At 53.2% G+C, this 18,197-nt stretch carries 14 protein-coding genes; 7 read left to right on the top strand and 7 right to left on the bottom strand.

Annotated elements, in window-relative coordinates; genetic code table 11:
• Positions 1–434: 434 nt before the first annotated feature.
• The gene (locus P1P89_08810; protein ID MDF1591598.1) at positions 435–959 is read right to left on the bottom strand and encodes an ATP-binding protein; all 525 of its coding nucleotides are present in this window, start codon (positions 957–959) and stop codon (positions 435–437) included.
• Between the two features lie 211 nt (positions 960–1,170).
• Between P1P89_08810 and P1P89_08805 the strand changes: the two genes are divergently transcribed.
• The 3 genes from P1P89_08805 (at position 1,171) to P1P89_08795 (ending at position 5,342) form a co-directional block, all read left to right on the top strand.
• Complete coding sequence (locus tag P1P89_08805) at positions 1,171–2,046, top strand: radical SAM protein (GenBank protein MDF1591597.1); 876 nt, start codon at positions 1,171–1,173, stop codon at positions 2,044–2,046.
• A 453-nt stretch (positions 2,047–2,499) separates the two neighbouring features.
• A complete protein-coding gene (locus P1P89_08800) occupies positions 2,500–3,810 on the top strand; it encodes a nucleotide sugar dehydrogenase (protein MDF1591596.1) in 1,311 nt (436 codons plus the stop codon).
• A gap of 209 nt (positions 3,811–4,019) precedes the next feature.
• The gene (locus P1P89_08795) at positions 4,020–5,342 is read left to right on the top strand and encodes a DUF362 domain-containing protein (GenBank protein ID MDF1591595.1); all 1,323 of its coding nucleotides are present in this window, start codon (positions 4,020–4,022) and stop codon (positions 5,340–5,342) included.
• 217 nt (positions 5,343–5,559) lie between these two features.
• On the opposite strand, the gene P1P89_08790 is transcribed toward P1P89_08795, so the two are convergent.
• The 3 genes from P1P89_08790 to P1P89_08780 all read right to left on the bottom strand — a co-directional run bounded on the left by P1P89_08790 (position 5,560) and on the right by P1P89_08780 (position 10,547).
• Positions 5,560–6,228, bottom strand: coding sequence for an SOS response-associated peptidase (locus P1P89_08790; GenBank protein ID MDF1591594.1), 669 nt, complete (start codon positions 6,226–6,228; stop codon positions 5,560–5,562).
• Positions 6,229–6,283: 55 nt separating this feature from the next.
• Positions 6,284–9,946: an AsmA-like C-terminal domain-containing protein gene (locus P1P89_08785; GenBank protein ID MDF1591593.1), complete on the bottom strand. Its 3,663-nt coding sequence runs from the start codon at positions 9,944–9,946 to the stop codon at positions 6,284–6,286.
• 238 nt (positions 9,947–10,184) lie between these two features.
• Entirely contained in the window at positions 10,185–10,547 is a 363-nt protein-coding gene (locus tag P1P89_08780) for a hypothetical protein (protein MDF1591592.1), read from the bottom strand.
• Between the two features lie 385 nt (positions 10,548–10,932).
• On the opposite strand from P1P89_08780, the gene P1P89_08775 reads away from it, so the two are divergent.
• On the top strand, positions 10,933–11,619 hold the full coding sequence (locus P1P89_08775) for a cyclic nucleotide-binding domain-containing protein (protein MDF1591591.1): 687 nt from the start codon (positions 10,933–10,935) through the stop codon (positions 11,617–11,619).
• Entirely contained in the window at positions 11,564–12,298 is a 735-nt protein-coding gene (locus P1P89_08770; GenBank protein MDF1591590.1) for a hypothetical protein, read from the top strand. Before P1P89_08775 ends, P1P89_08770 begins: the two co-directional genes overlap by 56 nt.
• A gap of 38 nt (positions 12,299–12,336) precedes the next feature.
• Here the strand turns inward: P1P89_08770 and rhlB are convergent, their stop codons facing one another.
• The gene (gene rhlB, locus P1P89_08765) at positions 12,337–13,863 is read right to left on the bottom strand and encodes an ATP-dependent RNA helicase RhlB (GenBank protein MDF1591589.1); all 1,527 of its coding nucleotides are present in this window, start codon (positions 13,861–13,863) and stop codon (positions 12,337–12,339) included.
• Between the two features lie 184 nt (positions 13,864–14,047).
• On the opposite strand from rhlB, the gene P1P89_08760 reads away from it, so the two are divergent.
• Together P1P89_08760 and P1P89_08755 are read left to right on the top strand one after the other, a co-directional pair.
• Positions 14,048–14,818, top strand: a complete 771-nt coding sequence (locus P1P89_08760) for a metallophosphoesterase (GenBank protein ID MDF1591588.1) — start codon at positions 14,048–14,050, stop codon at positions 14,816–14,818.
• 232 nt (positions 14,819–15,050) lie between these two features.
• A complete protein-coding gene (locus P1P89_08755) occupies positions 15,051–16,259 on the top strand; it encodes a PP2C family protein-serine/threonine phosphatase (protein MDF1591587.1) in 1,209 nt (402 codons plus the stop codon).
• On the opposite strand, the gene P1P89_08750 is transcribed toward P1P89_08755, so the two are convergent.
• Together P1P89_08750 and P1P89_08745 are read right to left on the bottom strand one after the other, a co-directional pair.
• Positions 16,256–17,146, bottom strand: coding sequence for a DMT family transporter (locus P1P89_08750; protein MDF1591586.1), 891 nt, complete (start codon positions 17,144–17,146; stop codon positions 16,256–16,258). The genes P1P89_08755 and P1P89_08750 overlap by 4 nt on opposite strands.
• Positions 17,143–18,015: an SDR family NAD(P)-dependent oxidoreductase gene (locus P1P89_08745; GenBank protein ID MDF1591585.1), complete on the bottom strand. Its 873-nt coding sequence runs from the start codon at positions 18,013–18,015 to the stop codon at positions 17,143–17,145. The genes P1P89_08750 and P1P89_08745 overlap by 4 nt, the downstream gene beginning before the upstream one ends.
• Between the last annotated feature and the right edge of the window lie 182 nt (positions 18,016–18,197).

Below are 18,197 nucleotides of genomic sequence, written 5' to 3'. Positions count from 1 at the left end.
GACATCACCCAACTCCTGCAACGTGCAGCAGACTTCAGCAACATTGAGCTCAATCGGATGGTCCACGGGACGCTCAAAGTCGTAGGATCGCTCTATCCGCGGCAGGTCCAAAAGACCAAGGTTGTTGAGTTTGGTCAACACTTTCCGGCAACTCATCTCTTGCAGTCGACCATTGGGGGAACGCCAATCCAACCATTGGCAAACCCGTCGCGACAGCTTGAGCCGGGAAATGGATGGTTCAGTTTGCACAGTTTCTTGAATTCGATCCAGGACGGATTGCGAAAAATGTTGACCAGAAACATACATACACCATATATAACACCTCAGACCCCCTGTGTCAAGTGTGTCCAATGATCAGCTTTGCAAAGGGGGATGCCAGTGCGTGCATGTAGGGACGAGGGTCCTTCACCAGGGGAGGAGGGTTTAGATTAAAACTAAATTTTACTCAGGATATAATCGGCTCGCTCATCTACCGGCATTAAGGGCACTCTTATCGGGTGGTATCCCAGTTTGCGGTAGGCGGCTTCCAGCAGGCGGTCGAGATCGGCTGCGATACGGTCGTCCTCGGAACGGACCGCGTCGGTTTTAAACTGGATCCTTTCAAATAAAAATATCTGTTTGTAACAAATGGCGCGGCTGTGCTCGAAGGGTTCGGCCGGATCGAGTCCTGCCAGTTGAAAATAGGCGACGCTGTCCGGCACGGCCCTGTCCAGAAAAACGACGGCGTCCGGGTCCAGGCCGGACTCAATCCGGGCCTTGGTCTTTAAGATGTGCCCCTCAAATGCCGGCAGGTCGGCTTTGATCTGCCGCAGGTCCTTGCCTTTATTGATTTCCGCGTCGATATAAGCCCGGGCGACTTCTTGAACCACCGCGTACCCGCGCCGCTCCAGTTCAAGGATGACGGCTGTTTTACCCGAACAGGGCGCCCCGGTTATGACATGCCAATTAGTTTTTTTCATCTCAATAATGGATATATGTTAAAATATTTACGAAACAGAATATTATGGGTTTAACTATACTGTTTTTTATACTATAAGGGCTCAAAGGTCAGGCCCCAAAGCGTCATTTTTTTCACTTGACCCCTTGAACCCCTGAATCCTTGAACCCTTTCTTATATTGATAACCAATCCCATACGGGTTAACAAGAAATAATATTCAAATCATGGTTATATGCGCTACGAAGGCCCCATATACCGACCCCCCAGCGAAGCCGATTCCCTGCTGATCCAGGCTACGGTTGGCTGCCCGCACAACCGCTGCACCTTCTGCATGATCTATAAAAAAGGCCCGCCTTTTAAAATCCGCCCGGCCGCCGAAATCAAGGAAGATATTCTGGCAGCGCATAAAGCGCACGGGGAAAGCGTTCGCACCCTGTTTTTCCCGGCCGGGAATACCATCGCCATGAAAACGGAAACGCTGGCGGAGATATGCCGCTTTGCCCGTATGACCTTTCCCGGGCTTAAACGCATCACCGTCTACGGTTCTTCCCAGTATATTCAGCGCAAAGGACTTTCGGACCTGAAGGCTTTAAAAGATGCCGGTCTGTCGCGCATCCATGTCGGTCTGGAATCCGGCGACGACGTCACCCTAAAGCGCATTAAAAAAGGTACCGACAGCATCCAGCAGATTGAGGCCGGCCGCTGGGTAAAGGCAGCAGGCCTGGAGCTGAGTTTCTATGTCATCCTGGGAATCGCCGGCAGAGAGCGCTCGGCCATCCACGCCGATCAAACGGCAGCGGTCTTGAATGCCGTCGAACCCGACTTTATCCGGCTGCGCACCTTTGTGCCCAAGATCGACACCCCGCTGCTGGCGCAGGTTCAGGACGGCTCATTTCAGATGCTCGGCCCCCATGAAGTCCTGGCGGAAACCGCCCGGCTCATCAGCGCCATTACGGCAAGATCCTGCCTCACCAGCGATCATTACACCAATTATATCAACCTGGAGGGAAAACTGCCGGATGACAAACCGGAACTGCTCGCCCGGATTCAGGCCGCCCTGCAACGGGATGAAAGCAGTTTCAGGCCGTTTTTTGTGGGGATACAGTGAGATAAGCTTGAAAGCTGGGGGGTTGGAGAGGAATAACAGTAACGAGTGATGAGTGACAAGTGACAAGTGACAAGTAAGACATAAGAATGAACAGGGCTGGAAGCAATAAAAGATCAAACACTTGATTCCTTGACCCCTCGAATCCTGGACACCTTTCTCCCAACTATTCGGGAGAAGAACCGGAAATAAGTATATTGACTTTAACCCGGCTAAAATCGTAAAAAAGCGTAACTAGTTACAAGAGCTGTTTCAGTATTATCTGATTTTTTTTACAAGCAAAATTTAAATTAAACCGAGACCTTTGGAAAATGCTCAATTTTGTTCAAGTTCAAGGAAGGCGAATATTTTAGCCACAGGAATACATGAAGTATTTCGAGGATTAAAATTTGAGCCTGACGCCGAAATTGAGCAAAAGGGGGCGTTTTGCAAAGGCCTCGCCCGGGAGAATACGCTATGCTGACATTCGAATCGCTGATCGCTCATAAGGACAAAGTGGCGGTGGTCGGGCTGGGCTACGTTGGACTCCCCCTGGCCGTCCATCTGTCACATCATTTCAGTGTCACCGGTTTTGATCTGAAGGCGGACCGGATTGCGGAACTCAAATCCGGCCGGGACCGCACCCTTGAAGTTGCCGAAGACGAGCTGAAATCAGTTCAAATCAATTTCAGCAGCGATCCCAAGGTGCTTTCATCCTGCCGGCTGATTGTCATCGCAGTCCCGACCCCCATCGATGAATACCGCATACCGGACCTGAGCCCGCTGCGCCTGGCATCGGAAATCACCGGCCGACACATGGCCGAAGGGACCTGCATTGTTTACGAGTCCACCGTCTATCCCGGCGTTACCGAAGAGGTCTGCCTCCCGATCCTGACAGCTGAATCCGGCATGACTTTCGGAACCGATTTTACGGTGGGATATTCACCCGAACGCATCAACCCGGGCGACAAGGCCCACAGCCTCGATAAAATTAAAAAGATCGTCTCAGGCTCCGACCCTGATACCCTCCAGCTGCTGGAGCAGGTATACGGCCGGGTAGTTACCGCCGGGATTCATCCGGTATCGTCGATCCGGGTGGCGGAGGCCGCCAAGGTCATTGAAAACACCCAACGGGACCTGAATATCGCCCTGATGAACGAGCTGGCCATGATTTTCGACAAAATGGGTATCGACACCACCGAAGTGTTGGAAGCGGCCGCAACCAAGTGGAACTTTCTGCCTTTTAAGCCCGGCCTGGTGGGGGGCCATTGCATCGGCGTAGACCCCTACTACCTGACATTTAAAGCTGAATCCCTGGGGTACCACCCGGAGATGATTCTGGCGGGCAGGCGGATCAACGACAGCATGGGCAAATATGTGGCCCAGCGGGCGGTCAAGCTCCTTTTCAAATCCAATAAGCGTGTGCACGGTGCCAAGATCGCCGTTCTGGGAATCACCTTTAAGGAAGACGTTCCCGACCTGCGCAACACCAAGGTGGTGGATCTCATCCGTGAGCTGGAAGAATACGGCATCGAGGTGAGGATCCACGATCCCCTGGCCGATGCTGCCGAAGCCAGGCACTACTACGGGCTGGAACTCAGTGAAATGGACCGCCTCAACGGAGTCGATGCCGTCGTAGTTGCGGTCATGCACACCGCATACAAAAAGATGGGTCTCTCCAGAATCGCCGGTCTGTGTGCCGGCGATATGCCGGTGCTGATCGACTTGAAAAGCATGTTCAGCCCGGCGGAAGCGCGGAAGGAGAATGTTATCTATTGGCGGCTGTAGTTTCACTTAAAAGGGTTCAATCCCGCCAAGGCGGGACAGGGGTCCAGGGTTCGAGTGAAATGGGAATAGACTATGATGCCGGGAGGCTATGAAGATCATGATTCCGCCACTTGAACCCTTGAACCCTTGTATCCTGGACTCCTTCGATTTTCTCTAAACAAATTGAGTGAAGAACACATCTTCAAACTACTCTCTGGAGAAACGGCCTAATGCAAAAGAGCATTGTTTCCATCGTCCGGTATGAAAAGCCGCGGGAGTCGGTCCGCCAGGCGGTAATACTTTCAGGTGGTCTTAAAAATATGCCCCCGGGCGCCTCGGTATTTGTCAAACCCAATATCGTCTTCTGGACCCGGGCAACCGCCTTTCCCAAGTGGGGAGTGATCACCACCTCGCGCGTCGTAGCGGACATGGTTGAAATCCTCAAGGAGTACGGCGCCGGGCAGATCACCATCGGTGAAGGAACGGTGGTCATGGACCCCAGGGATACCCGGACGGCGGCGCATGCCTTTAAAACCCTGGGATATGACGCCTTGAAAAAACGCTACGGGGTTCGCATCGTCAATGTCTTTGAACGGCCGTTCAGAAAAGTGGACCTGGGAGACGGTGTTGTTCTCAAATTCAATACCGATATTCTGGACAGCGACTTTGTCGTGACCCTCCCGGTCATGAAAACCCACGCCCAGACCGTGGTCAGCCTGGGCATCAAAAATCTGAAAGGCGCCATCGACATCCCCTCCCGCAAAAAATGCCACAATGAAGACCCGGGCCGGGATCTGCATTTTATGGTTTCCAAACTGGCCGACCGCATGCCCCCGCTGTTTACCCTGGCGGACGGCATCTACACCGCCGAACGCGGCCCCGGCTTTGACGGCCGCATGCACCGCAGCAATATCCTGATTGCATCCAATGACATATTCGCCGCCGACTGCGTGGGGGCCAAGGTGCTGGGATACGAGCCCGATCAGGTTCCCTACCTGGTCCATGCCGCCGGCGTCCGGCAGCGCCCCCTGGATCTTTCCGATATCGAAATAACCGGCGAACCCCTTGCCGAAGTCGCCAAACCCCATCAACACCATTTCCCCTACACCGATGACGGCCGCCTGCCGGTCCCCATGCATAAAATGGGTATCCAGGGCCTTTCCTACAAAAAATATGACCTCACCATGTGCACTTACTGTTCCATTGTAAACGGCGCCATCCTTGGGTCCATTGCCTTTGCCTGGAAGGGGGCCCCCTGGGACGATGTGGAAATTCTCACCGGGAAAGTCATGCAGCCGACCCCCGGCCGCAAAAAAACCGTCCTCATTGGCAAATGCATCTACGCAGCCAATAAAGACAACACCGACATCAACGAAATGATTGCCGTCAAGGGCTGCCCGCCCCAACCCAAAGCCATTGTCAAAGCCCTGCACCAGGCCGGCATCCCGGTGGACGCCGGCATCTTTGAGAAACTCGATCAGATGCCGGGGATGTATATGCGTCGCTATGAAAACAAACCGGAATTTGACGAGTCTTTTTTCAGGGTTGATTAACCAAAACGGCAGATGCTTTCAGGATAATTGACAAAATGACAGAACAAAAGATCTTTCACGTGCCCGGGAAAAGTTTTCTGCGGACAATACAAACCGCGAACGAAATTGGGTTCACTGTAATGGGTAGGCCGAAAATCCGCTTCAGTCATAGTGTCCTATTGGGCACGCAGTGTTGAGTAAAATCAGCTTAGAAGAAATAAGAAACAGTGTCTTAATTTTAATATTTTAGAGGTTCGATACAGGCAGGATCATTATTGCGAGCAGAATTCATCCGTTTGGAAACCGGATAGCTTTTCAGTTCTTTCACACGCCCCTCGCTCAGGATCGCATTTAACCGGGCGCTGTCCCGGTTTTGCGGGTCCAGCCATTGGGCGTGAGCTTCGGGCATCAGGATCACCGGCATGCGGTGGTGGACCGGCTGCACCGATTCGTCCGCGGCAGTGGTGATGATCGTACAGGAATGATAAGCAGCCTCTTCTTCCCCCTTCCAGGTGTCCCACAACCCGGCAAAGGCAAATGGGTCTCCCGAAGGCAGGGTAAAATACCAGGGCTGCTTCTGCGGGCCGTCAACCTTCCATTCGTAAAACCCGTCCGCTAAAATCAGGCAGCGGTGACGCTTAAAGGCGTTGCGAAAGCTGGGTTTGTCCGCCACCGTCTCGGCCCGGGCATTGATGAGCTTTGCGGCCATTGATTTGTCTTTGGCCCAGGAGGGAACCAGACCCCAATGGAGCTGACCCAGACGGTTGCCGTCATGTCGTATAACCGTTAGGACCGGCTGCAGCGGGGCGATGTTGTAGCTGGGGGCAACGACGCAGGTAATCTCTTCGATCTGAAAGGATTTTTTTAGTGAGTCCAACCCACTGTACTGGGCAAATCTACCACACATGGCGCCTCGTGCGGGTAAAAGTACTACCCTAAATGAGCGTAAACAAAACTGTAATTTATTTTTTCTCCTCCGGAATCAACGGCTGGATCACCTTCACCGGCAGTTCCAGCGTCCGTTTCAGTATCCCTAACAGGCCTTCCCCCACGGCCGCGGGCGACAGAATGGTAATTTCAGGATTCTGCAGATCTCCTTTGACGCTCACCGGAACCGAAATTAGCGAGCCGCCTAATATATCGCCCAAAAGCGGAATCCTGCTTACGATTGCATCAACGGTTTTAAACGGCGCCACCAGAACGGTCAAATTCACCCGTTGGTCAGTAAGATTTAAAACCCCTTTGGCGGCCATATTCATTGTCAGCCCGTCAATCGCGCCTTCCTCAATAACTATCGTATTATCCCGAATCTTCAGCCTGGCATTCATGGAATTAAAACCAAAGCCTTCTTTGCTGACCTCGGGGAGTTTTCCCCGGAAGATTTCAGTAACATTCAGCACCGCCAATATCTCCCTGATAGTCCGAAAGGTATTGCCGGAATAGATACGCCCTTTCCCTGTCCTGTATTCCAGATTGCCCGCAAGCGCCTTCGGCAGTTCACGGCCGGGACCGCGTCCGGTAATCTCGCCTCCCAGACTAAAACGGCCCTCAACTATTGCGTCCTTATCCAGCAGGCAGGTAGTACTGGTCTTTATTTCCTGCTCCCGGGCGGCGGGCTTCAATTCTACCTGGATTTCGCGCGGCAGAAAAGTGAGGGTTCCCGGCGTTGAAATGCCGCACAACACTGCCTCGCTGACGGTAATGGCGATTTTCTCGGGTTTCAATGAAACAGTCCCGCGCAAGGGGCGCCAGGTATATTTTCCGTAAGTGATATAAGCCGAATCGAGTTTTATCACCCCTTCCACCGGAAACTCCCAGAATTTATCCTGTGATGCCTCTTTTTGTTTATCGTCTTTGCCCAGCGCTTTTACCAAATCGTCCAGCACAATTCCACTGGCGGTCAGTGCCGAATCAAACAGTATCCCCCGGGGAGAATGGTCCACCTGTCCCGCCAGCTTTACCTGTTTATCCTGCCCAAGGAGCATGTCCGCGGTAATATTAAATTTTCCCTTGCTACCTGCGACGGATAGACTTTCTGCCTTTAACGGGATGCCCAGCCGCTCCGTAAGGATCAGATCTTTGGCAGACAATGTCCCTTCAAATAGGGTATCCATGGGCCGCCCGGTGGCGTAGGTCAGCCGAAGATCCCCCTTGATCCAGCCGTCCAGGGTCCGATTGTCCGCCAGCAATTTATCAACCGTTGTTTTCTGCAGGTTTCCTTTAAAACCGAAATCGATTTCTTTACCTTCGCGCAGGCGGACCGTGAAAGCAGCAGTTGAATCCTTATCCCGCACAATAAACTTTTTGATGTTTATCATGTCGGTTTCCATGACAATGTCGGTTGACACCTTCAAATCATTATGGATGGTCAGGTCGCCTGAGAACGATGCCTGTCCGTTGCGCTGCCAGGTCAGACGACCGTTTGAGAAATGCAGCGGCGGTCGAATGGTCAAGTGTGAAGGCATTTTGACCCTTTGCTGAAGCCAGTCATTTGATTTTGCGCCGACGGTTCCGCCAAACATCAGGTCTGCCGTGCGGATACCCTTACGATAATCCGTCAGCCGGGCAGACACCGTCAGGGCGGCATCCATCATGCCGGTTTCTGCCTCTGAAATTGTCAGTCTTTGCGGAGTCGCTTTGAACCCAGCGCGACGAACGGACAAAGGCGCCGGCAGCAAATCCGATTTCACCTGAACATTCCGGGCGCTTCCATCCGCCTGAAAATTCCAGAGAGACGGGTCGGAAAGCGGTCCGCTCAACTGAAGACGGGAAAACGTTACCATGCCGTTTATGGATTTGATGCTTTTCAGTGTATCCCTCAGGGAAGCAAAATATGATAGGGTGGTGTAGATCTCATCGAGCTGCAGATCGGCGCTACCGGATTGAATGTCGATCCACGGTTGCTGCTGCCAGTCCAGCCCGACTGTTCCAAGTAACAAGCGGGAACCTTTCAGCTTGACCTCTAAACGCCCAACGGTCACCGCGGTACCGCCGTATGAAAGATCGCCCCCCTGAAGTACCAGTGCAGTGGGCATCGGCGCAACGCGGGCTGCCAGTGTGAAATCCGAAACCTCCACCTTTGTGGAGATGTCAGCCAGCGTTTCACCCAAAATCAGTCGACCGCTCGCCCGGCCGCTGATAACGGCAATACGGTCGATTTCCATCAATACCCGCTTGTCTTTCACCACCTGTTTCAGAATCGGCGGGACCTGACTGAGATCGGCGTTTAATCCGATGTCCAGTTGAAACGGCGCCTTTTCTCCCCAAAGCCCCAGGCCCAGGCTGCCGTCAAGGACTGCGGTATTGTCATAACGGGCTTTGATCCCTTCGGCCGACAGCATGCTGTTTAGAATCTTAACTTCCGCGCTGACGTCTTCAATATTTAAACCGATCCCGGGAACCACAATATCCCCCCCCAGCAGACTGCCGGACAAGGTCATATTTTCCAACTTTCCAAGGTCTCCTAATGAATGGCCGCGGGAACTAAATCTGAGCGCGGAGACCCTGCCGCCCCTGACGATATCGAAGATCGTTTTAACTGCCGCTGTATCCCCGGCCAGCGCCAGAACCGTCCGGCGGGTTGACGGAACATCCACATCAATCGCCTTAAGCGCCATCTCCAGCTGCCCGCTCTCATGATCGCGCACAAACTTTACGGCCAACGTCAGTTGGGGTTGCTCAAAGATGCCTTCGGTTAAAAACATTGCCACTTGTCGCTCATCCTGATAAAGCCTCGCCTTGAAGGACTTTGCGCGCAGCGCCACCGGGTTGCCGCCTTGCAGAACCGTCAGTTGCGGCAGTGAACCCTGCATTACCGCTTCAACCGTTTTAAAACCATCTGTTTTGAAATCAAGGCCCAGATTGATAAGGGACTCCCCGATCCATGGGGCATCAGCCGCAAAAAGATTCGGCGGCAGGCGCTGCGGCCTGATATGCGTCAACGCGATCCGGCCCCGGCTGTTAAATGTTTTGAGGTCGCTATCCGCCTGAAGTTCAATTTTTTCGCAAAAATCCGTCCGGGTTTTAAGGCTGATATGGATGCGGTCCGGCGGCGCGTCTATCCGGCCATCCATGTCGCTGAAAACCAGGCCAAAATGGTCCTTGACGCGTATGTCCAGGCGTCCCGCCTTGATGATAACAGCCGGATCCTTACCGACAACGGCCGCAACCCCTATAAGGGTTTTCATCTTTTCCGCGATGCCCGCAGCAATAGGTTGTTGCCTACCATCGGCTGTTTCTGCAGCTTTCCGGGTAACGATTATGGTGATTTTGGGGTGGTCCACTGTAATGGCGCCGATGTCGATTTTACCGATAAAAAGTGGTAATAGCCGGGCAGACATTGACAGGGATGTCCAATCGGCCTGGAAAGTTTCCGGCACGGTCAGCCGGCCCTCGATGACCGCAACATGCGGTCGGGGCAGGATCGACAGGCGGATCTTTTGAAATTTAACTTCCCCCCCGATCTTTTGAGACAGGGTGGAAATCAGGGTTTCCCGAACCGAGTCGATATTTATCAGGCGGGGCGCGATAAGGATAAAGATCAGCAGGACGGCTATGACCAACGCGGCGGCGAGCATCCAGCGCATTATTTTAGCAAATCGTTTCATCACTTTATCGATTAGCATTTTTCGATCGACTTGACAAATAACGACACACCGGCAAGGGAACGGGATATGTAAAACGAGCGGGAAATAGTTAAAATCCCGCCGCATGTGACGGAATATAATAAAAAAGCCAATGATATCAGAATGATTTTCTGATATCATCGGCTTTTCAAAATTAGAGCGGCCAACCCGACTGACCTGCTAAAAGCAGGAAATCGATGCGAAAAGACCCTTTTGGAAATCTATTCGAACGAAGTTATCAGGCTGCGCGCGGGGTGGCCTTTTTATCTTCGATCTGGACTTTCATGGTTTTTTTGTCAAACCAGCCTTCGTAAAGGATCAGATCGGGATGAGCGTCCAGTGATCCATAATTTTTAATGACCACATTTTTCGATCCCGACATCCTTTCATCAAACACCCGCACATCAAAAACGGTTTTGGTCTCAGGCCGCTGGCGCTCGACTTCCTTCAGACTCCACACCCAGTCCGGATCGGCCTGCAGCCGGACCACTAAAAACCTTCCCACGGATTCATGGATCCGTTTGGGGCCGGGAATCTTCACCACACCAGGCCCGCCGGGGGTGGTGGCTTCCTGTTTTTTCTCCCAGAATTTCCAGTTCATAGTCGTTTTGCTCCTCTGTTTAGGGGTGTCTTTAACTTGCCCATTGCCCGGGCAGAAGGCCTGCCTTCAGGATAGCGATCGCTATTGAAGGGCTCTCCAGCAAACCGAGAAGGAAGGTTGCCATACAGCCAGGCATCCTGTAATAGCAGTTGGTAGCATCGGAGAAGGAGCAAGGATATATTCCAGTTTAAGCGTGAAATCAACAAAAAAATGCAGGCGCTGACACTATTTTTTTGCACCGACAACCGGTATGGACGCAGCTTCCGGTTGACTATCCTACGGTCGACCTTTTTCCCTTGAAAAGGTAACGCCGAATCATTTATGATCTTTTCGCCTGCCCTAAAGACGATGTTGAATTTCTTAGATATGTTTTGAGGGGGACTTGATGGACTGGCACTTATACATGACAGGTTTTTTCTGGGGCACCTTGAGCGCAGTATCGCTTCCCCTGGGCGCGATAATGGGTCTGTGGACCCGGCCCAACCGAAAAATCACTTCGGCGCTGATGGCTTTCGGCGCCGGCGCACTGCTGTTCGCACTGACCACTGAACTTTTCGGCCATGCCCTGCATGTGGCCAGCGATGAGCACGGTAACATCGTAAATATCTGGATCGTCATCATGACAATGACAGGCGCCGCCGGCGGCGGTCTATTATTCGAACTGCTCAACCAGATCCTCAACAAAAAGGGGGCTTTTCTCAGGAAAGGCGCCCTGATCAAGAAACACGTCGCCAGGGAAAAGCGCCAACAGGCCAGGGCGCTCTTTGGGGGCCTCAGTCGTGTAAAAGTGTTGCGACAACTTCCAGCGGAAGAGATCATCAAACTCATCCCTTATCTGAAAAAGGCGGCATTCAAGCAGGGCCAAATCATCTTCAAGGAAGACGACAGTGGCGACGGCCTCTATTTTATCGTTTCAGGCAAGGTAAATGTCACGCGTTCAACCGTCGGGGAAAGCTTGCCCATCGCCACCCTTGGACCCGGCGATATCTTTGGTAAAATGGCGCTTTTTTTCAGCCATGCCCGAAACGCAACCGTTACCGCGCAAACGCCCCTCACTGTCTGGCAGGTCTAAAAGCGACTTCGACTACCTGCTGCAAAATTCTCCGGCGCTTCAGAAAGCAGTCGGCGGCATTGTCCATGAAAGAATTCTGGATCTCAGCAAAAAGGATGCGGTAGAGCCGGAAGAGGCGCGACAATGGGAGCAGGAAGCCGTCAAAAAGATGGAACAGGTCTCCGTCGCCTTAACCGAAGAAGACGTCCGGGCCGCCGCCCAAGAACATCATAAAGCGGAGGGCGCGGCCCTTTCAATCTGGCTCGGCATCGCCCTTGATGGTATTCCGGAATCGCTGGTTATCGGTATGCTGGTGGTGACTGCGGCAGAGGAGCAGACAGCCATGAGCCTCGCTTTTATCGCCAGTGTGTTCATGGCGAATTTGCCGGAAGCGATGTCGAGCGCCGTCACCATGCGCAACAACAATCAAACCATTAACAAGATCTTCTGGATGTGGATGTCTCTGTGCATCATGACCGGTATGGGCGCCTTTGCAGGAGCCTGGATCTTTCCACCTGATCCCGGCGGCTGGCATCTTTACTTTATTTTCAGCATCAAAGGAATCGCCGCCGGCGCCATGCTGACCATGATCGCAGAAACCATGCTGCCCGAAGCCTTTGAGCAGGGCGGTGGAACGATTGTCGGACTTTCCACATTGGTCGGTTTTCTGGCAGCCCTTGCCGTCAAATTGGTCCATTGATAGACCGGCAGCTTACAAGATAAAGGGATTTTAATTTGTTATGACGGCCGCCGACGAGGGCGTTTTCTTTTGGGCCGGGACCGCCGCTGCGCCTGTCCCCGGGCGTCCGACGCTGCGCTTCTTTTGGGGTGGGGTCTGGCGCGTTCTTTGGCAAGGACCGACTCCGGCAGTTTGAGCCAATCTTCCTTCGGTTCAATGCAGCTCAGTCCCCGGCCGATAAACGCCTCGATGGGGGGAAGGTAAAAACCGTCCTGTTCATCAGCGAAACTCACCGAGGTGCCGGCCGCACCGGCCCGTCCGGTCCGCCCGATCCGGTGCACGTAATCTTCCGGATCACGCGGCAATGTAAAATTGATGACATGATCCATGCCCTCGATATGAATGCCGCGCCCGGCCACATCGGTTGCCACCAGCACCCGGATTTTTCCGGACTTGAATGCATCCAGGCGTTGGATCCTCTTTTTCTGGGTAACTTCCCCTGAAAGCTCCGCACAGTTGATCCCAAAGCGCGTCAGCTTTTCCGCCAGCCGCCGCACTTCATCGCGTCGGTTGCAGAAAACCAGCACCCGTTCCAGCTTCTCCCGATCGATGATGTTGTAGAGCAGTGCAAACTTTTCGGCGGTGGTCACGTTATAGACAATCTGATCCACGGTATCCACTGCGACCTGTTCCGGCTCGATCTCGACGGTCACCGCGTTGTGGGTCCATTGGGAAGCATAGCGGGCAATCTCCCCGGTCAGCGTCGCGCTGAAAAAAAGCGTCTGACGCTTGGCTTTCGCCGGTGTACTGTTAATGATCCTGCGGACATCCGGAATAAACCCCATATCGAGCATCCGGTCGGCCTCATCGATGATCAGCACTTCGATCTTTTTCAGGTTAATTTCCCGTCGCCCCTGGAAATCGAGCAGTCTTCCGGGAGTGGCTACGATGATATCGACCGGATCGGCGTGGAGCTGTTTTCGCTGCTTTTCATAATCCATGCCGCCGAACACGGAAATGATCTTAAAATTACAATACTTGGAGAGATCACGGGCTTCGGCGGAAATCTGAAGCGCCAGTTCACGGGTAGGCGCCAGGATCAAGACCCGGGGAGTCCCCGGCGCGCGCTTTTCCGTGTCGGGATTCAGCAGCATCCGGGTAATCACGGTAATCAGGAAAACGGCTGTTTTACCCGTACCGGTCTGGGCCCGCCCGGTTGCATCTCGACCGGCCAGACATCCGGGAAGGATCTCCGCCTGGATGGGGGTGCAATAGTGAAAACCGAGATCGCAAATGGCATGCATCAGCGCTGCGGGAAGATTAAAATCGTGAAAGCGGGACTTGCCTTCAACCGGCGGCACCTCGAACTGCGTAATATCCCAGTTATCTTCCAATACCGGGCCTATGGGTGCTGCCGGAGCATCTGACGCTGCGTTGCTTTTTTTTCCCTTCTTGCGAACAGATCGGCGTGGGCGGTAACGGCTTTTGCGATCAGGCCGGGAAGACTTTTCCTTGGCTTCCGGCTCGGCGGTTTTTTCTTCCGGGTGGTTTTTTTCCAGTGTTGTTTTCCTTTTGTTTAGGTTCATTTGTTCTGTTTTTGGTTAACCTATCATATCTATTTGATTAATCAACAAAAATATCTCCAGACAGCCGACCCCTCACTTTTTTTTGGCTTTTGCCCTTATTTTAATTTATCACTTGCGCCTGAATCTTATTGAATTTAAAGTAACCTTTGTTATCCCAGGGTAACCTCAGGGGAATAATCACGGAATGAAAATACTGTTTACCTCGGACATCCATGTCGACCCCAGGTATTTAGGCGCTGCCTGCAACATTGCCCTAAAACAGGCCGTTGATTGTCTCATCATCGGAGGCGATCTGATACCCCACTTTCCGCCGATGCCTTCCCCGGAAAGACTGCTGGAAATCCAGATCGATTATCTTAAAACCGATCTCGTCCCCAGGCTAAAGGTTTTCAGGCAAACAACGAAATGCGCTATCTACCTGGACCTCGGAAACGACGACCTGCGGGGCGCCCGGAAAATTTTAGAAGCCCATGACGGCGAACTGTTCCATCTGCTGCACGGGCGCAAACACTGCTTGACCCCCCGGGTGGATATTGTCGGGTATATGAATGTACCGCCGACGCCTTTTGTCAGAAAAGACTGGGAAAAGCCGGACACCCACGAAACCCCCTATGAGCCGGGCAACCGCATCCTTGTAAATGGCTATATCTCCCGCAATGGCCGCATCGAAACAAAACAGCTTGACTTAAACGATACGGATACCATTGAAAGCGACCTGGACCGACTTTCAGAGATGATCGAAAAACCTTTTGTCTTCGTATCCCACAGCCCTCCCCACAACACCCCGCTGGACATTTTAAGCAGCGCCTGCATGTCGGCAGCCGTGCCATCCGGCATTTTATCGAAAGCTGGTCTGAAAAAGGGCTTCTTCCGGTTTCGCTGCACGGCCATATCCATGAATCTCCGTTTCGCTCCGGTTCGATTCAAACCCGTATCGGACAATCCCTGTGTCTGAATCCGGGGCAGGAAAGCGGACCGGAACCGGTCTTTCGCTATGTGGTGTTTGAATTGGCGGACAACCATCCGGCCCCCCGGGTGCGGCGCCTGCAGACATCCGCCTGAGGCCTTTTCCCTATGGTTGACTTAAGTCAAAGTATTGAATTAAATTAGTGCGTATTATACGGAAAAAAAGTAAATAGATCAGGCAGCCATCCCCCTAATTATCAAGAAAATGGAGTTTCTTACAGATGAAGACATCTCTGGGCGACCTTAGAGAATCCAACGCGTTTTTAAACCTGCTGCTGGACAACATCAACTCTGCCGTTTTGATTGCCGATGAAAATCTTCAGATTCATCAATTCAACAATTTCTTTCTGGAGTTGTTCGACCAATCCGACAAACAGGTGGCGGAACAGTCTTTCGGCAACGTCACGGGCTGCATCAACTCGGTAGCTGAAAACCGCCCCTGTGGAAAAACCTCCATGTGTGCGACCTGCATCCTGCGCCGATCGATTGTTAAAACAATGACTGAAAAAATTCCTGTGGATCACGTCCGGCTGGAACGCATTTTTTATATCAACGGCGTACCCACGGAAAAATACCTTGAGTTCAGCACCCGCCATATTGATTTTCAAAACAGCAAGATGATCCTGGTGATTATTTACGACATTACCGACATCGAAAAGCAGAAAATCGAACTTCAGCAAAAACAGAACCTGCTTGATCTGAATCTGAAGGCAGCCGCCGGGATCCAGAAAAGCCTATTGCCGGAAAGCTCACCCAGCATACCCAACATTCATGTCGCCTGGAAATTTGAACCCTGCGAGCGAATCGGCGGGGACATCTTCAATATCCATTTCCCGGATGAAAAACATATCGGTTTTTACATGCTGGATGTTTGCGGCCATGGGGTTTCCGCAGCCTTGATATCGGTTGCCGTATCCCAGTTTCTCCAGAACGTCCGAGTCCTCGCGGACGATGCCGGCCTCGTCCCGCCTGAGAATGTGCTGAACAGCATCAACCGGGCTTTTCCGTTCGAGCGCTTTGACAGCTATTTCACCATCATTTATATGACCATCGACCTGTTCGACGGCCGCCTGACCTACAGCTGCGCCGGGCATCCGCCGCCGGTCCTATTGAGAAAAAACAGAACCATGGAAATCCTGAACCAGCACGGACCCATTATCGGGCTCAGCCGGGGCGCACCCTTCGGGCAGGCCCGTAAGTGGTTGCAGCAGGGAGACCGGGTGGTTCTGTATACCGACGGCATATTGGAAATCTGCAATCCGTCGGAGGAACTTTACGGTAAAAACCGCTTTTATAAAATCCTTAAGGTCCATAAGGGTGAAACGGCCCCGGCCCTGGCAAATGCCGTTTACAATTCCGTCAAAAAATTCGGCCAGGGGAAAAAACCGGATGACGACATCAGCATTCTGGCCATCGAATATACCGGCTAAACCAGCAGGATCGTACCCGCCACCACGAGGATAGATCCGAAAATGACCGGTCGACTGAAAATCTCCAGCTGCCGGTTATATATGAATGAAAAAATCATCATAAAAATCGGTTCGGTCGCAACCAGCGGCGTAACCACACTGGCCGGCGCCAGACCCAACGCAATGTAGCGAACCAGATTGGCGCTGAAGCTTAAGAGCCCGGCGCTGAAAAACAAACCGGCTGCCCTCGGCGTCAACTGGTCGACGGCGGTCCTTCTTTGCCGCCCCATGAGCGTCATTCCCAACAAAACGGTTGCAGCCAAAAAAGAAATGAAACCGCCCGAAATGGCCGCGCCCGTCCCGTTGAGCCCTAGTTTGATAAAGATGGGAGAAATCCCCCACGACAGGCCGCACCCGAATCCCAATAAAACAGCCTTGATTGGGATGCGGGCAATTTTTCCATCGGCATTCTTAAAGGTCTGGGAGCTCAAACCGGTCAGGGTAATGCCGGTAATGATCAATGCCACCCCGGCGGCCAGGTTCCATGACAGGGGTTCATTCAACAGCGTGACGCCGAGAACCACCGACACCAGGATATTGATGCGGCGCAAAATGCCGGCGATGTTGGCGCCCACCAGCTGCACGCAGCCGTAATACAGTGAACGGCCCACTACAAAATGAAGGATGCCGGCCAAAGACAACCAGAAATAGGCCTGCCAGCTGAACCGGAACAGGTCCCCGGTCTGACCGGTCACGACCAGCGCAACAAAAAACAGGGGCACCCCCATGGGTACACTGATCAGCGTACCCAGGCTTGCATCGGAGACCTTCAGGACCGCCCGCCGGATTAAAATCGTGTTGCTTGCAAAAAAAACCGCCGCCGCCAGGGCAAAGAGTGAACCGATCATCTTGAAAATCGCTCCATTTTGATTTTTGAATGGAAGGTGCCCAAGGGCTGTCCGGTAAATACCGGTTCTTCCCGGGCCGCTTCGGCGGCCCGGGCCGGCGGCAGAGACGCGTCCCATTTTTTGGCAACAAAACGGCAACCGTTCACGCCGTCCGACAGTTCAGACGCCAGCCAGATGATCGGGGGACACATGATGCTTACCGGCAAAAGCACCTGCCCGGGTTTTTGGGGGCGGTCCGGATCGGAGTCGGTTGATCCCCCCGGCAACAGCGAATTGACCGTAATACCGCTCTCTTCAAGGTCGCGGGCCCAGATCTGAGTGGAAGCCTCCAGGGCCGCCTTGGTGACGCCGTAGGGCGAATCGTGCCGATGGTAAAAGTGGCGCGCCGAAGTCGTCAGGTTGATGATTTTCCCCTTGCCCTGTTCTCGGAAATGGTCTAAAGCCGCACGGCTCATGAAAAAGGTGCCGATCACATTGACCTGCACCGTTTGCCGGTATATTTCAGGGTCTGTCTCGAAAACCGGCAGTGAATTGCCGTGCGACGGAATCCCCGGCCCCCGGTGAAGACGGCGGGCGTTGTTGACCAAAACGTCCAGACGGCCGGTCTGCGCCAGGGTCTTGCGAACCAGCGCCCGGCAGGAGCTAAAATCCGTGATATCGACAACCTGGACCAGGGCGCGGCCGGCGCCCAGCGATCCGATTTCAGCGGCAACGGCCTTTAGCCCTTCCATTTCCGGAGAAGCGAGCATGACCGTTGCGCCGGCCCGTGCGAGACCCAGTGACATCCCCCGGCCAAGACCCCGGTCCGCCCCGGTCACAATCACCACCCGGCCGTCCAGCCGGATGTCCGGCACTGCGATTTTCTTCATAAAATTCTCCCTACACGGCTTATGAAAAAGGAACCTTTTAGAGGTTTCAGCTAAAAGTCCATTGCCCTCACCTGCTCTTGCGACCCAGCCGCAAGCTCACCATCTGCTTTCGCTTTCGCCTTGAGCCCTGCGCCTGGTGCCATTTGCCCTTCCCTCGTCCATCGTCCCTCGTCACTCGTTAC

It is taken from the genome of Desulfobacterales bacterium (genome assembly GCA_029211065.1).
Taxonomy (GTDB): Bacteria; Desulfobacterota; Desulfobacteria; order Desulfobacterales; family JARGFK01; genus JARGFK01.
Note: the sequence above shows the minus strand (reverse complement) of the source record. Positions and strands in the feature narration are given on the sequence as shown.

What these genes read in the sequence shown, in the direction of transcription:
- P1P89_08810 (MDF1591598.1), bottom strand. Translation starts at nt 959, where the DNA reads ATGAAAAAAACTAATTGGCATGTCATAACCGGGGCGCCCTGTTCGGGT.
- P1P89_08805 (MDF1591597.1), top strand. Translation starts at nt 1,171, where the DNA reads ATGCGCTACGAAGGCCCCATATACCGACCCCCCAGCGAAGCCGATTCC.
- P1P89_08800 (MDF1591596.1), top strand. Translation starts at nt 2,500, where the DNA reads ATGCTGACATTCGAATCGCTGATCGCTCATAAGGACAAAGTGGCGGTG.
- P1P89_08795 (MDF1591595.1), top strand. Translation starts at nt 4,020, where the DNA reads ATGCAAAAGAGCATTGTTTCCATCGTCCGGTATGAAAAGCCGCGGGAG.
- P1P89_08790 (MDF1591594.1), bottom strand. Translation starts at nt 6,228, where the DNA reads ATGTGTGGTAGATTTGCCCAGTACAGTGGGTTGGACTCACTAAAAAAA.
- P1P89_08785 (MDF1591593.1), bottom strand. Translation starts at nt 9,946, where the DNA reads ATGCTAATCGATAAAGTGATGAAACGATTTGCTAAAATAATGCGCTGG.
- P1P89_08780 (MDF1591592.1), bottom strand. Translation starts at nt 10,547, where the DNA reads ATGAACTGGAAATTCTGGGAGAAAAAACAGGAAGCCACCACCCCCGGC.
- P1P89_08775 (MDF1591591.1), top strand. Translation starts at nt 10,933, where the DNA reads ATGGACTGGCACTTATACATGACAGGTTTTTTCTGGGGCACCTTGAGC.
- P1P89_08770 (MDF1591590.1), top strand. Translation starts at nt 11,564, where the DNA reads ATGCCCGAAACGCAACCGTTACCGCGCAAACGCCCCTCACTGTCTGGC.
- rhlB (MDF1591589.1), bottom strand. Translation starts at nt 13,863, where the DNA reads ATGAACCTAAACAAAAGGAAAACAACACTGGAAAAAAACCACCCGGAA.
- P1P89_08760 (MDF1591588.1), top strand. Translation starts at nt 14,048, where the DNA reads ATGAAAATACTGTTTACCTCGGACATCCATGTCGACCCCAGGTATTTA.
- P1P89_08755 (MDF1591587.1), top strand. Translation starts at nt 15,051, where the DNA reads ATGAAGACATCTCTGGGCGACCTTAGAGAATCCAACGCGTTTTTAAAC.
- P1P89_08750 (MDF1591586.1), bottom strand. Translation starts at nt 17,146, where the DNA reads ATGATCGGTTCACTCTTTGCCCTGGCGGCGGCGGTTTTTTTTGCAAGC.
- P1P89_08745 (MDF1591585.1), bottom strand. Translation starts at nt 18,015, where the DNA reads ATGAAGAAAATCGCAGTGCCGGACATCCGGCTGGACGGCCGGGTGGTG.